Origin of the sequence: Adlercreutzia muris (genome assembly GCF_041223505.1) — a bacterium.
In the GTDB taxonomy this organism is placed as follows: Bacteria; Actinomycetota; Coriobacteriia; order Coriobacteriales; family Eggerthellaceae; genus Adlercreutzia; species Adlercreutzia muris.
This window is the reverse complement of the sequence record NZ_JBCLQK010000008.1, coordinates 51,464-66,025: the sequence shown is the minus strand read 5'-3', so window position 1 is coordinate 66,025 and position 14,562 is coordinate 51,464. Positions and strand designations below refer to the sequence as shown.

Below are 14,562 nucleotides of genomic sequence, written 5' to 3'. Positions count from 1 at the left end.
GTCGCCTCCCTCGTTTCTTGCGCTTTGATCATCGCGGGCAACCGAGGGGGACGCGCACTCGCGAGTGTTCCCCTCGCCATAGCAAGCGCCTCATGCTGCCTAATGGGCCTGGCCGTACAAGGCACGGGAGAGCCCCTCTCCATCTTCGGACTCATCCTCATGTCTGCCGGGGGAACCGTTCTCCTCTTCTGCTGGCTGGCGGCAGTCTGTGCCCAGCGCGATATCGGCATTGCCGAGCTGATGATAGAGGTCGAGGTGCTCGCATCGGCGGCGGCAATTCTCCCCTCGCTTCTGTCTGCGTCATGGTGCCAAGCCCTCGCCGGCATGAGCGTGGCAGCCTCTGCGGTGGCACTTTGCCTCTTCCAGCGCCCCGCGCCTTCCGCATCGGAGGCCGAGCGGTCTTTTACCCTCGAGCCGTCTTCGCTGGCGAAAATCCTCTGCAGCTTCTTTGTTATCGGACTGGTGGTGGGATCCTTGCAGTACTCGGTCTTCCTGCAGCAGGCAGAAGGCGAGATGTTCCCCGTCATCATTACCGCCATATCGCTCGCACTCGTGCTCTGGCTCTTTAACCACGGGCGAGACTTCAATCTGTCGGTATGGACGAAAGTAGTTGCGACCCTTTCGCTGGTCGCTCTTATCTTAGTGCTGTTCTCATCGACTCTCACCTACCTTGCCTACGTGTTGGCCGGCATCGCATACTCTCTTTTGGAATGCGGCGCCCTCTACATGGGATTGCTCCTGGGGCGGCTGTATCCTGGTACTCGCGTGAGAATCTTAGCCACTGCCTGGTGTGTGGGGACTTTAGGATCCCTCCCCCTGCTGGCTTCCGCTTTTTTCGGACCCCACATCGCAAGCAGGGTCGCCATGCTCTTCATGGCCCTTCTGCTCGTCGTGGCATCCATTTGGATTCTGGAGGATCGAACCATGTCGCTGCTGTTGTCCGCAAGCGGCGGCGCGAAGCTCACCTCGCTCTCGGGTCGTCCCCTTGAATCATTCAGCGACAGCATGGGCCTGACTGCTCGCGAACGCGATGTGTTCAATCTCTATATCGTCGGACGAAGCGCCCCCTACAGAGCTTGCTTCCCAGCTGGAGCTCAGCGCCGATGCCACCCAGAATTTAACCGCAGCGGTCGCGCGCTACAACGAGCTGTGCGAAAAAGGAGTCGACGAAGACTTCGGCAAGGCAGCAGAGAAGATGTTCCCCGTGGTCGATCCTCCCTTCTACGCGATCACCTACGATATGCTCAAGCACACGTCGGTGGAAGATGTGAGCTGCATGCGACTGCTCGTTACCATGGGCGGCCTCGTAACCGACGACGATGCTCGCGTGCTCAACGACGACATGGAGCCCATTCCCGGCCTGTTTGCCGTTGGCAACGTGCAAGGCGGACGCTTCGTAGAGGACTACCCCTTCACGTTGTCGGGAGCCAGCCACGCCGCGGCCCTCACCTACGGGTATCTGACGGGCAAATATCTCGCCGAGCAGGCCTAAACGGCGTCATTTTGGCGCGCGGGACCCTCAGAATTTCCCGCGCGCCAATCGATCCCTCTGGCCCAAACAGTAAAGAACCCCGGCCTGGGCAAAGTGCCGGGGTTCTCCCTTTTCCACTGACTGGCTCCACCATCGAAAAGCGTAAGCCGCCGGGGTAGCTCCCCTCGAGGGCCATCGGAATTCTAAGACTCCTCCCCGATAAAACGCATGGCGCTCTTCCAGGTGATGGCCTCGAACTCCTCGGGGGTGAAGGGCATGGCCGCCAGCATGCGATACTCAGTGGCGGGGCTCCACATGGGGAAATCGCTACCGAACATGACGCGGTCGGGCCCATAGGCACGCACCAGTTCCACCGTGCGACGGGGCCCGAGGAACTCCAGGGCGCTGGAGGTATCCACGAAGCAGTTCTCGTTTTCCAGGTACTCCAAGGCATAATCGAAGATGGACCAGCCGCCAAAATGGGCCGCATCCACCTTCAGGCGTGGAAAGGTGCGCAGAATACGCTGCAACCGGCGCGGGTGCGAGTAGTCGTAACGGTAATCTCCCGTGTGGATGACGATGGGCAGCCGGCCCTCGATCACCTCGTACAGCCGCATGAGACGCGGATCGTCCATGTTCACCATCTGAGTGTCGGGATGTATCTTCACGCCCTTCAAGCCCAATTGAATAGCGCGGTCGATCTCCCCTTCCACATCCACATAGTCCTGGTGCATAGTGGCAAAGCCGATGAACTCGGGGTGCATGAAACACTGATCGGCGATGAACGTGTTGATAGTCTCCACCTGACCGGGAGACGTGGCCACCGAGTGCACGATATGATGGGTGATAGGCGTACCCTCGCAGGCTGCGAGCAAAGCCTCAGCCGAGGCATCGGGCGCGGCCATGGTCACGCGATAGAAGTCGCCCACGGCAGCCGAGGCCTTTGAGGCGATCTTCGCAGGGTAGATATGGGAATGGGCATCAACAACCGGCATGGGAGCCATCCTTCGACGAGTGTCTTGCTTTCTCTATTGTAAGGAAGGGGAAGCTGCGGAAAAATGGCCAACCTGCTCATTCTGTTGCCAAAATCAGCGAACGGCAGACTCGTTCTTTGCCTGAGAATAAACTGGCGGAGGAGGAGGGATTCGAACCCTCGTCACCGGGGTTACCGGTGAAACGGTTTTCGAGACCGCCGCATTCAACCACTCTGCCACCCCTCCGCAGGGGCGATGCACCGAATCGGTGCCATAGCAAACGTCGCATAGGGACGTATATAGAAGCGAGCCTTAACGGCTCGCGAATTAACTCTGGCGGAGAGGCGGGGATTTGAACCCCGGATACGCTTTTGGCGCATACACGATTTCCAATCGTGCTCCTTCGGCCAGCTCGGACACCTCTCCACATAGCCATGCCCCGCAAAGGCGAAGCGTCTAAGGAGTATAGCGCAGGGAACGGTCCCAAGCAAGAAGTTTTTGCGGAAGTCTGGCCAAGAGGGGCCGCTGTTCACCACATCGTCAAATATACCCAAAGCCTCGCAGCGCCGACTGGCCCGATAATCCCGGCCGACCCATGGGAAAAGCGCCTGCGGGCAAAGCCGGCAGGCGCTTTTCTTGCTTGCAATCGTGAGGATCGCCGCTCGGTTCAGAGAGGCTCGCTACTCCGCGGCGCCCTCCTCGGGCTGCTGGTCGACCTCGGCCGGCTGACTGGTGCCGTCACCATCAGCCTCAGCGGGCTGATTGTCCTCAGCGGCCTCGCCCTCGGCGGCCTGATCGCCCTCGGCGCCGGCAGTCGGCTGATCACCGGCGTTGCCGCCTTCAGTGCCTTCCGCAGGCTGATCGCCCTCGGCCGGCTGATCTCCCTCGGCAGCGCCTTCGCCATCCACGACCTCGGGCTCGATGGTCACGGGATTGCCCTCGCCGTCAACGGCGGTCGCGGCCGCGTCGTCGGCACCGTCCTTCGGGAAGTTCGCCATATCGACGTAGTAGGGCAGGCCCTCAGGCATCTCGTTGATGACGATGTCGGCCGACTCGCGCTGACCCTCGAGCCAGGTGTAGTAGGCCTGAGACTCGTTGGAAGTCTTCACGGCGTTGCGCAGGGCATCCTGGAACTCCGCCGGCAGCTGGTCGAGGCTATCCAGCTTCTCAGGGGCATCGAACTGCTCGGTGCAGGTGATGATGTGGATGCCATAGGTGCTCGGCACCAGACCGCTCACATCACCCACGTTCAGCGTGGCCAGGGTGTCGCTGTACTCGGTCACGAAGTTGCTCAGGTTGTTCCAACCCACATTGCCGCCGTCGGCCGCAGAGGCGGTATCCTTGGAGTAGGACTCAGCCGCCGTGGCGAAGTCCAGCTCGCCGGCGTTGATCTTCTCGAGCACCTGCTGGGCCGTAGCCTCATCGCTGGAATCGAACAAAATGTGGGACGACTTCTTCGCGCCGTCAAAGGAAGACAGGTAATTCTGCTCGTTGGCCAGGGCCAGGGCGTCCTCATCGGTGGCCTCGGCGGCCTCTTCGGCCACCTTGGTCTTCAACTGCTGGGACACAAGCGACAGCTCGATGTTCTCGCGGTACTCGTCCTCGGTCAGCCCCACAGCGGACAGGGCCTCGCCCCAAGCTTCATCGGAATCGTAGTGGCCCTTCATGGCATCAACGTACTCGTTCACCTCATCGGGATTCGCGGTCACGCCCAGGGCTTCGCTCCCCTGCTTCACGAGTTCCTGATCGACGTAGCCGTTGATGATTTCCTCGCGGACGGTCTCCGGCGTGTAGTCGTTCTCGGCCAGCCATTCGCCCCACGCCTGCTCATCGGTCAGGCTCATCTGGGCGCGAATGTCCTGGATGGCCTGGGTGACCATATCCTCCTGGATTTCCACGCCGTTGACGGTTGCGGCCACACCACCGGTGTACACGGGCGCATCGCTGGAGGAATTCTCAGCGCAGCCCACAACGCCCACGATGCACGCAGCCGCAAGGCCCATGGTGGCAAGCGATTTCGCAAAGGTCAGCTTCTTCATACATACCTTCCCTCATAGGTGACTGGGCCGTCGGATTCGTTTCGCGGGTGCGTTTTGAGACAGTCCCAGATGATTTCATAAGGCATTTTCCCATGGGGACGCGCACGGTAACAACCGCCGCACAATTTGCCCACTTTTGATTCACGGTTCGTCAATTACGAAAAAGACAAACCCCACGTCAACACTGATGAATTGACGCGGGGTTTGGATAAGGAAGCGCAGCAGGGCGAGATACGAAGCAGGGATGCTACTTCTTCGCGGCCTTCTTGCGATCTGTGGCCGAGAGCAGGCGCTTGCGCAGGCGGATGGACTGCGGGGTCACCTCCACCAGCTCGTCGTCTTCGATGTACTCCAGGGCCTCTTCCAACGTGAAGGTGATGGGAGGCGTCAGCTGAATGGCCTTGTCGGCCGAGCTGGAACGCTGGTTGCCGAGCGACTTCGCCTTCTCGACGTTCACCACCATGTCGCCTTCCTTGGCGGACTCGCCCACGATCATGCCCTCGTAGCACTCATCGCCCGGACTCACGAACAAACGCCCGCGCTCCTGCAGGGTGTCCAGGGCGTAGGCCACGGCCTTGCCCGTGGACATGGCGATCATGCCGCCGTTCTTGCGGCCGGCCATCTCGCCGGAATAGGGGCCGTACTCCTTGAAGTGATGGAACAGCATGGCCTCGCCGCGGGTGGCGTTCAGGATGCGGGTCTTCAGGCCCATGGTGCCGCGAGAGGGAATGCGGAAGGTGAGGTGCGTCATGGTCTCGTCAGAGGACATGTCCTCCATGATGCCGCCGGCGGTGCCCATGACCTCGATGGCCTTGCCCGCGTACTCGTTGGGCACGTCCACCGTGGCTTCCTCGATGGGCTCCAGCTTGCTGCCGTCCTCGGCGGTCTTGTACACCACGCGGGGGCGCCCCACCTGAAACTCGAAGCCCTCGCGGCGCATGGTCTCCATGAGCACCGACAGGTGCAGCACGCCGCGACCGGCCACCTCGATGCCGGTCTTGTCCTCCAGCTCGTTGATGCGCATGGAGATGTTGCTCTCCTTCTCGCGCATGAGGCGCTCTTTCAGCTGGCGGCCGCCCACGATCTCGCCCTCGCGGCCCACAAGCGGGCTAGAAGATGCCTCGAAGACGACGGCCATGGTGGGCTCTTCCACGGCGATGGGGGCCATTTCCACCGGGTTGTCGGGGCAGGTGATGATGTCGCCGATATCGGCATCCTCGATACCGATAACAGCCACGATGTCGCCGGCGTCGGCAGCGGTCACTTCCGCCTTGCCGAGGTTCTCGAAGGTGTACACCTTGCGGATCTGGGCGCGGCGCTCGGTGCCGTCGGCCTTCACCACGAGCACCTGCTCCTTCTCGTGCAGCGTGCCGCTCACCAGGCGGCCGACGCCGATGCGGCCCTCGTAGCTGGAATGATCCACCGTGCACACCTGCAGGGCCACCGGGCCATCGACGTCCACCTCGGGGGCGGGAATCTCGCTCACGATGGTATCCAGCAGCGGCACCATGTCCATGTTGTCGTCATCGGGGGCCAGGCGCGCGTAACCGTTCACGGCCGAGGCGTACACCACGGGGAAGTCCAGCTGCTCGTCGGTGGCACCCAGCTCCACCATAAGGTCGAACACCTTGTCCACCGCGCCCTCCGGATCGGCGTTGGGGCGGTCGATCTTATTTACCACCACTACGATGCGCAACCCGCGCTCCAGGGCATGGGACAGCACGAAGCGGGTCTGGGGCTTGGGGCCCTCGTAGGCATCCACGATGAGCAGGGCGCCGTCGGCCATGTTGAGCACGCGCTCCACCTCGCCGCCGAAGTCGGCATGGCCCGGCGTGTCGATGACGTTGATCTTCACGCCCTTGTAGTTGATGGAAATGTTCTTGGAAAGGATGGTAATGCCGCGCTCGCGCTCCTGGTCGTTGGAGTCCAGCACGCGCTCTTCCACCTGCTGATTGTCGCGGAACACGTGCGACGCCCACAGCAGGCGGTCCACCAGGGTGGTCTTGCCGTGGTCAACATGGGCGATGATGGCAACGTTGCGGATGTTCTCTTGCTTCATGAATCTTCTTTCTTATTCGGTTTGGGGCCTAGAAATTATAGCGCTTTGCAGCGTGTATCAATGATGATCGGCGCAGACGGTGCAGGGAAGCCACCCGCCGTGAGGGCGGTCACTCGTCCAGCAGAGCCTCGTATTCCTTACGTTCCTCGGTTAGCTTCGCAAGGTGCTCGTTCAGGGTGTTCAGGTTGCGCTGGGCGCTGATAGCCTGCACAACCCCCCAAATAGCCGCGGGCACCGCCATGGCGGCGATGAACCCGAAGATGCCGAAGGGCCGGCGAATGGTGAAGAAGGCGGCCACGGCGCCGATACCTGCCATGGCCAGGCCGTTGCGGCGCTCGTCGGTCACCGTGTCGCGCTGGGCCACCAGCTGGGCCCGGGCTGCGGCGATACCGGACAGGCGCGCCCGAATCTCAGCCTCGGTGAGGTACTCCACTTCCACGTCGCCCTCGGTCTCGGTCCACGAACGAGCGGCGCCGGACGAGCGAGGAGCGCTGCTACTTGCGGAGGAGCCGCGGGCGCGCCGGCCACCATGCGACGAGGTCAACAGCTCATAGGCTTCCTGGAGCCGCTTGAACTGCTCGGTGGCGCGACTCTGGAGCTTCTCGTTACCGGCGAACTTATCGGGATGCAGGATCTGCACCGTTTCGCGGTAGGCAACCTTGATGTCATCGGCCGAGGCGTCGTCCTCCAGGCCGAGTATGTTGAGGGCTTCGTTTCTGTTCATGCGGGCCATCCTAGCACGAACGGGCTTTCTTCGACCGCGCGGCCACGAATACCGCAAGAATCAACAGCAGTGTGCTCGCCGCCATGCCCAGCTCGTCCAGGACGTTCCCCGTCAGATAGGTGTCGGGCAAAGGAAGGCCGAGTCCCAAGGTAGGAGCGAAGTACAACAGATCGAAGGCAGCGTGCAGCAGCATGGGAAATCCCAGCGAGCGCAATATGGCCCCGTCGCGAGCGGCGAACCAGCGGCTGTTCACGACCAGGGAGCCCATGAGGGAGCCGAAGGCCGTTCCCTCTACCACCTTGAGCATCGCCTGGACCGCGACAGCTGGTGAGAGGGCAGGAAGCGGAGTTTCAGGGGAGGGGAGCAGGTGGGCGATGCCGAAGAGCAGAGCACTGACCGCGACCGCGAACACGGTGGCCCCGTGCGGGCCCCAGCGCCGGACCAGTGCGCGAGCCAAAGGCATGTTCTTCCGGGCCAGCCAAGGGATCATCGCAGCCAAACCCCATAGCAGCGGCCCGCGAAACAGCAGCTCTTCACCTACGGCCGCTTCGAGCGACACGACGAGGGCGGCACCAAGGCCAGCCAGAGAAAAGGATGGCAGGGCGGCGCCGTTGCAACCAGCGGCCAACTCCAGCTGCACCTGCGCGGCGAGCGAGGCTAAGCCCCCGCACGCGCCGGCCAAGAGAACGAGAATGACGATCGCGGGCCATCCATTATGTCGCAAGCATTTCATAGGGCTTCATTATAATGGTGCCGCAATACCCGACTTCTTGGAAGGGAGTCCCGTGGCCCTATCGCGCGGAACCTCGGCTTTCACCCTGAAAATGGCCGCCATTGCGGGCATGAGCTGCAATCACGTGGCCAATGTCTTCGGCGACGTCATGGCTCCGGCGGCTACGATGATCCTCTTTACGCTGGGAGGCCTTACCTTCCCCATCATGGCCTTCCTCCTGTGCGAGGGTTATCGCCACACTTCGAGCATCCGACGCTACGCCACCCGGTTGGCGCTGTTCGCCGTCGCCGCCGAAGTGCCGTGGTTTCTGCTGTGGGGCCCGTCGCTGAACGTGCTGTTCACCCTGCTCATCGGCCTTGGCCTGCTGTGGGCCCGCGATCATCTGCGCGGCCGGGGGGCCTATGGGCTCGTGATCGTGGCCGGCGTAGCCGCGAGCTGGCTATGCGACTGGGCCATTGCAGGGCCGCTCATGATCGTTTTCTTCCACCGCGTACGAGAACAGCCGCGCGGCGTATTGAAGGTCATGGCAGCCTTCGGCGCGGTCTTCGGAATTCCCCAACTCATAAGTGTGTGGGGCGCTGGCCTGGGCGCGGCCGGGGGGCTTCCCCCGGCTATCCAATGGGGGGCGCTGGGCTACTACACCCTGGGCTTCGCCCTGGCCACCTTCCTCATGACTACCTACAACGGCCAGCGCGGTCCGTCCCTCAAGTGGTTCTTCTACGCCTACTACCCGGCTCACCTCCTGGCGCTCTGGCTCGTCGCCCAATTCGTCTAGGCTGCGGCGCCTCGCGGGTTTCGGCTAAGCCCGTGCGAGCGTATTCTTCTCAACGCAAAGAGGGCGGTGCCGAAGCACCGCCCTTAAGGGGTATGTTGTTGCGAGCCAGTTAGGCAGCTGAGCCGATGAGGGCCGCCAGCTCCTCGCGGCCGCGGAAGCGCACCGCCTGGCCCTGAGGGTCGTGGGCGGGCAGTACCTCCCCCTCCCACACGTTGCCGTTGTCCTTAAACTTCTCCGAACGGACGACCCAGCGAAACGCCGGCCGCGTGCGGTTATCAAGGGGTGCCACCTCGTCGGGGAAGGTCATACCGGCCAGGGTGCGCTCCAGGGCGGCCAGCTCGGTCTCGCCCCGATCGGCCATAACCATGCCGGATTCCGGGTTGTAGATAATGCCCTCGCCCACGAAGGCCAGGCGCATCTTCTGGCGGCGCTTGCCCTCGGCCCACAGGATAGCGCCCACCACAGCGGCCACGACGACCCACCACAGAATGGCGACGATCAGATCCAACGGATCATCCACATGGTTGAAGCCGAGGGCAAACCAGGCCCACAGCAGGGCAGCCGACGCGACAACCGCGAGGGTGGCTACCAGCCAATTGCTCTTTCTCATGCGAAGTTCCTTTCCGAGAAGAGGGGTGCGGTGCTTGGGCGACCGCACCCTCGCGATGTACGTTACAGAGCCTGATGGCCCGTGAGGGGAACAAACGTCTCCTCGGTTTCTTCCGTGCGGCCCGTGATCTGCCGCTCGATATCGTCGATATCACTGATCAGGGCAAGGCGGCGGCGCACCACAACGATGCCGTACAGAGCCGTGAGCAGAATGCCGAGCATCATCACCCAGTGCACCCAACAATGGGGCTCGTCGAAGGCGCCCATGGGGGTAGCGTCGTCTTCGATCTGCTCGCCAGCCTCATCGGAGGGCGTGGCTGCCTGCGGCGTGGCGTCGTCCTCGATAACCTCTCCAGCGGGCTCTGCGACAGCCGGGGCGGGCGCGGGCGCAGCCAAGACCGGGGGCGCGACGGCCGGAACAGCGGCAGGGGCGGGGGCGGGAGTTGCCGCAGCGGGCGTGGCGGCCGGGGCAGCCGGGCCCGGAGCGGGCGTCGGCACCGTGGGCACCGTGGGCACCGTCGGCGGATTCACCGGGTTCGGCGTGACCGTCGGGGGAACCACCGGCACAAGCGAAATGGTAAAGGGTGCCGCCTCGTAGCTCACCGCGTAGTTACCCTGGGTGGCAAGGCCAGCCGGGATGATGGAGTACTCGCCCACGGCCTCGCCGGCCTCGCGGGCCACGACATAGTCAATCAGGCTCTCACTCTCGCCTGCAACCAAGCCAGTCACCGTTGCAGCCAGGGAGGGGTCGGCAGCGCCGAAGTACTTGCCCGACGCCACGGCGGTCACCGTCACCGGCGCGCGGTTGATCACTACCGTAACCGTCTTCTCCACCGTCTCGTAATTCGGGTTGGTGGCGCGCACGGCAACCTCGTAAACGCCAGCGTTCAGGAAGGTCGGAACCTCCGCGCCCCACTCGCCGCCATCGACCGAGTACTCCAGCGTAGAACCCTCGGGACGGGCGGCCGTCGCCTCGATGGCCACTACTTCGCCATCGTAGGTCTTTACGATGCTCTGGGAAGCCACGTCGTTAATGCCGTCGATCACGACATCGTTCTCGTCGTCCTGCAAGATGCGGAAATCGGCCGGAACGAACTCGTAGGTGTAGTTCGAGTTGCGATCCCCCTCGGCCACCGCCGGAACGAGCTCATCTTCATAGAGGCCCGCGTTCTCCTCACCGGTGGAACGGGAGACCGTCACCGCTCCCATAGCGTCCAAGACACCATTCTGGCTGAACAGCCCCTCAACAGTCCAAGTAAACTCCGGATCGTCCTCGCCGAACACCTTGCTGGCATAGGCGGCGGAAACGGTCAGGGGAGCCGGGATAATCTCGTAGGGCAGCTCGAACTGACCCTGATAGTTGCCCTTGCCGTACACGACGATGGTAGTTTCCCCCGCGTTCACGAAATCGGCCGGAGTGGTGGCAACGCCATTCGCGGGGCGATAGTAGACCCCGTAGTCAACGCCGGGAACCAGCTGGAAGCCCGTCTCACGATCGGTCACCAGGATATCGGAGGCCTCGGGCTTCTGCTCGGTGCCGTTGTATACCTTCGTCGATTCGTACTGGACCGTGAACGCAGCCTCGGTCGGCTCTTCGGGGTTCACATCGGGGTCGGTCAGGTTCTTCGCCTCAATGGTCAGGCCGCCGTGCACCAACTCGACCTCATAGTTGCCCGTCACATTCTCGCCGGTGCCCAGTTTAATGAGAACCTGGCCGCCGAAGGAGCCGGTGTAGCTACCAGCCGCAGTTCCAGCCAGATCATAGGTCAGACCGCTCACCTTCGCATGGCTCACCAAGCCCCGATCGCCGTTGCGCTGTTCGGCGGTATAGGCAGTCGTAGCATATTCCTCGCCCGTGTAGACCTGCGGCGCGGCCCAACCCTCGCCCTTGATCTTCACCGGGCGCTTGGCGATGGCCACGGAAACGTTCTTCGACCAAATCTCGACGCCATCGCGCACGGCAACGACCTCGACGATGGTGCCCTGGGGGTTCGAGGAGGTCACAGTAGCGTTCGTGAACCGGTTCTGCGCAACAAGGCCGCCGATCCTGTAGAACACCTCGTCATCGGGCAGAAGCCCGAGGGCCGCAACGTTATGAGGCGCGCCGTCGTACACGCCTCGATAACCCACGGCATCAAGGCCCTCCGTGAGGGGAGTCCACGTGCCGGTGATCTCCACGACGCCGGCTCGCATGTCTTCGGTCGTGATGGTGTATCCCTCGTTGGCATCAATGGACCAGCCAGAGAACTCCCAGCCATCCAAGGTCGGCACGGCCACCGAATCAAGGGACTGGCCCAGCACGTAGGTCTTGGCCTCCGGCGGCTGAGGGGCATGTTGAGGAGTGCCGTTCATTCCGTTGGTGTAGACGTAGCGCACTTCAACCGTAGGAACGGGAATTTCCTCTCGGGTCCACTGAGCGGTAATGGCCACATCTCCCTCGCCCATGATCTGCTCGCCGGTGAGGTTCCAGTTGCCCAGCGTATATCGGGCGTTCACATTGCCGAACTCGTCATGGGTGAACAGCTCGGTGCCCGGCAGCGCGGCATCGACCGTGAACGGCTGGCCCTTGACCAGGCCGCCAAGATTCAGCGGCAGCATAGGGGCCGCCTCGTTGCCGGCGGCATTGTAGAACGCCTCGCCCTTGGGCAGGCCCGTCCACTGGTAGAACACGTTGTACCGAGGCACATCCTGAGGCTTATAGGACCACGAGCCGCCAATGGTCAGATCGTCCGTTATCCTTCCGCTCTCAGTATCCCAGCCGCTGAAGGTCCACACACCCGTCGTATTGCCGTACGCATCGGTTTCGTTGACAGTGCACCCCTTGAAGAAGTTCGCTTTCACCTCGAACGGCTCGTTGTTTCGGTAGGTCTTGGAATCAACAGGCAGCTTCGCGGCGGCCGGAGCATCGCCTTTCCACTGATAGGTGATATTCCACGTGGGAACGCTGATGGGCGTTGCCTCCCATGTCGCAGTGACCGTCACGTCAGCTTCGGGCATAATTCCGTTTTCCGGGTCATACCACGAGGACAGCCGGTACGTTGCATTCCGATTGCCGAACTCGTCATGGGTGTAGACCTTATTGACGGCAGCCTCCTTGACCTGGTAAGACTCGCCCTTGGTATAGGTGCTCGCATCGACGGGCAGCGTGGGAGTCACCTCGTGGCCTTCCTCATCGTAGAAGATGCCGGTAGGAAGACCCGTCCACTTATAGGTAACCTGATACTCGCGAGCCCACTGGGCCACGTAAGTCGCATCTTCCGTCACCCGGTCGGCCACGACGGGGTCCCACCCCATAAAGCGATAACCGGCCGCTCCGGTGGGGACGGGCGGGGCGGGCGTGTCCGCGCCGTGCTTGATGCCCTCGGTCATCTGAGAGATGAAGGTGCCCTGCGCGCCCGGGTCAAACGTCACGCGATAGGTGTTTCGCTCATACACCAGCGTAAGCACATTGTCCTCACCGCGGGCGATTTCGACGAACTCCTCGCCGTCGTTGGCAGCTTGGGTCTTTTCCGCCGAATAGGTATAGCCATCGATGGACTGACGGTGGTTCTCCGCGGTGATCCTCGTTCCCACCCGCGTGGTGCCGCTTTCCTTCGGCGCAATCTCCTCGCCATCCTCATTGACGTGGCGAACTTCGTAGTTGATGGCATTCTCGACTTCCATATAGCCGTCGAGGTGCCACGTGTAAGTGCCGCTATTCACGTAGCGGTCGGCGCCGTTGGAGACAGTCAACTTATTCCACTGCTCAGGGGGAATGCCGGAGATATCCACACCGGCGTTGTTCGCCCATCGGTCAATGCCGCTCCTGAGCGCTGCCCTGACGGCCTCACCGTAATCGCCGATATAATTATTCACAGCATTATCCGTTGACAGCATGCTCTCGGTGGGAGTGGGGAGCATCGCCTTGATGACACCGATAGTGTAGTAGCCGTGACTATTCGGCTTGATGCTGAGGTCTTTGACAAATTCGTCCACCCCATCGCCCGTAAGCTGCAGATACACATACACGTTCTGCTCCGAAAGCTCTGGCTTTTTGTCCCTCTCGCCCACAGCGTTGAGGTTCAGCTCGGCAGCGCGGGCATCATCGGCTGCCGCCGGCGCCTCGACCGCGTCGCCCTCCGACCCAGAGTTGCCCTCGCAGGTCACTTCCTCGTTACAGCTGCTTTAAACACCGGCATGGAGCCGGACATTTAACAGAATGAACCGTGTCGGGATTTCTCTCCTTAAGCCTCCCGACTGCCACTTGTTACCGTTAGGTAACCTCATGAACAGAATCAGAGTATCACCTCCCCCCCCGTGCGAACAAGCGGTCAATAAGAAAAGAAGTCAGCTATAAGGCTGAACGGCGCAGAATTTTTTAATTTTGATCTGGCTTTTTACCGATAATCGTTCATTTATGGCAGAACAAAGAGAAAGGCAACTTTGACAGGGTAATGACTAGGTAAGTTCTGATATGAGATAACAAAATCACTGGCGAGCGGTTGCCCGACTCCTCCGGCCAAGAACCGCGGGCGTGGGAAATGAGGAGAAGGAACCCTACCGCTCCGCCTCGCGGCGGTCGGCAAGACTGCCCAAAATGGTTCCCACCACGCACAGGGCCACGGCCATGATCACAACCCAACCCAAGACCAACAGGCCCGCTGTGGTGCCGAGGGCCATGAGAAAATACCCTACGACGGGCACCGAGAACACCACGCGACCAAGGACGTTTTGGAAGGGGACAGGTCGCAGATCGACATCTTCATTTGCATCACCTTTGGTAACCAGATACCCCGCTTGGTCATCCACCTCCTTCACCCTGTGGATGATGACCTCCTCTTCCTCCCAGAAGGCGACCACATCGCCTGCCTGAAGAGACGATCCCTCAACAGGGTCGGCGTACACAAGGCTGCCCGTGGGATAGGCCGGCTCCATAGATCCGGAAATAATGGCATAGGGCTGCATGCCCATAACCCGCGGAATCACCGAAGAGCCGATGCCCACAAAAGCCAAGGCGAGCAACAGCGCGGCTCCGAGAGCCGAGCACAGGCGGGCAATGCGGCGCATCCACGCCAAACGGCGCTCCACCGCGCGGGAAAAAGCATCGCGCGGTTCGGAGGGGGCTATGTCCACTGGATGTTTCGCCATGGGTTCAATGTACCACGCATCGGCCTCAGTACAGCATAGAACAAAGGGGAG

Annotated in this window: 10 protein-coding genes and 2 tRNA genes; 2 read left to right on the top strand and 10 right to left on the bottom strand. The window is 61.8% G+C overall.

Annotated elements, in window-relative coordinates:
* The first annotated feature begins 1,030 nt into the window (after positions 1–1,030).
* Positions 1,031–1,492: an FAD-binding protein gene (locus AAK988_RS08550; RefSeq protein ID WP_369880615.1), complete on the top strand. Its 462-nt coding sequence runs from the start codon at positions 1,031–1,033 to the stop codon at positions 1,490–1,492.
* Positions 1,493–1,674: 182 nt separating this feature from the next.
* On the opposite strand, the gene AAK988_RS08545 is transcribed toward AAK988_RS08550, so the two are convergent.
* The 7 genes from AAK988_RS08545 to AAK988_RS08515 form a co-directional block, all read right to left on the bottom strand.
* Positions 1,675–2,466 carry an amidohydrolase family protein gene (locus tag AAK988_RS08545; RefSeq protein WP_369880614.1) on the bottom strand — a complete coding sequence of 264 codons (792 nt, stop codon included), beginning with the start codon at positions 2,464–2,466 and terminating at the stop codon, positions 1,675–1,677.
* 132 nt (positions 2,467–2,598) lie between these two features.
* A tRNA-Ser gene (locus AAK988_RS08540) sits at positions 2,599–2,691 on the bottom strand.
* Positions 2,692–2,779: 88 nt separating this feature from the next.
* A tRNA-Ser gene (locus AAK988_RS08535) sits at positions 2,780–2,871 on the bottom strand.
* Between the two features lie 254 nt (positions 2,872–3,125).
* Entirely contained in the window at positions 3,126–4,484 is a 1,359-nt protein-coding gene (locus tag AAK988_RS08530; protein ID WP_369880612.1) for a peptidylprolyl isomerase, read from the bottom strand.
* Between the two features lie 247 nt (positions 4,485–4,731).
* Complete coding sequence (gene typA, locus AAK988_RS08525; protein ID WP_369880611.1) at positions 4,732–6,543, bottom strand: translational GTPase TypA; 1,812 nt, start codon at positions 6,541–6,543, stop codon at positions 4,732–4,734.
* 109 nt (positions 6,544–6,652) lie between these two features.
* Positions 6,653–7,267 carry a J domain-containing protein gene (locus AAK988_RS08520; RefSeq protein ID WP_135970152.1) on the bottom strand — a complete coding sequence of 205 codons (615 nt, stop codon included), beginning with the start codon at positions 7,265–7,267 and terminating at the stop codon, positions 6,653–6,655.
* A gap of 10 nt (positions 7,268–7,277) precedes the next feature.
* A complete protein-coding gene (locus tag AAK988_RS08515; protein ID WP_135970163.1) occupies positions 7,278–8,000 on the bottom strand; it encodes a CPBP family glutamic-type intramembrane protease in 723 nt (240 codons plus the stop codon).
* A gap of 52 nt (positions 8,001–8,052) precedes the next feature.
* On the opposite strand from AAK988_RS08515, the gene AAK988_RS08510 reads away from it, so the two are divergent.
* On the top strand, positions 8,053–8,775 hold the full coding sequence (locus AAK988_RS08510; RefSeq protein WP_160324354.1) for a TraX family protein: 723 nt from the start codon (positions 8,053–8,055) through the stop codon (positions 8,773–8,775).
* 109 nt (positions 8,776–8,884) lie between these two features.
* Here the strand turns inward: AAK988_RS08510 and AAK988_RS08505 are convergent, their stop codons facing one another.
* From AAK988_RS08505 to AAK988_RS08495, 3 genes are all read right to left on the bottom strand, one after another.
* The gene (locus AAK988_RS08505) at positions 8,885–9,385 is read right to left on the bottom strand and encodes a thioredoxin domain-containing protein (protein ID WP_135970154.1); all 501 of its coding nucleotides are present in this window, start codon (positions 9,383–9,385) and stop codon (positions 8,885–8,887) included.
* 62 nt (positions 9,386–9,447) lie between these two features.
* Positions 9,448–13,530 (bottom strand): MBG domain-containing protein, encoded by a 4,083-nt coding sequence (locus tag AAK988_RS08500; RefSeq protein ID WP_369880610.1) that lies wholly within the window; start codon positions 13,528–13,530, stop codon positions 9,448–9,450.
* Positions 13,531–13,920: 390 nt separating this feature from the next.
* The gene (locus tag AAK988_RS08495) at positions 13,921–14,511 is read right to left on the bottom strand and encodes a signal peptidase I (RefSeq protein WP_369873527.1); all 591 of its coding nucleotides are present in this window, start codon (positions 14,509–14,511) and stop codon (positions 13,921–13,923) included.
* Positions 14,512–14,562 lie beyond the last annotated feature (51 nt).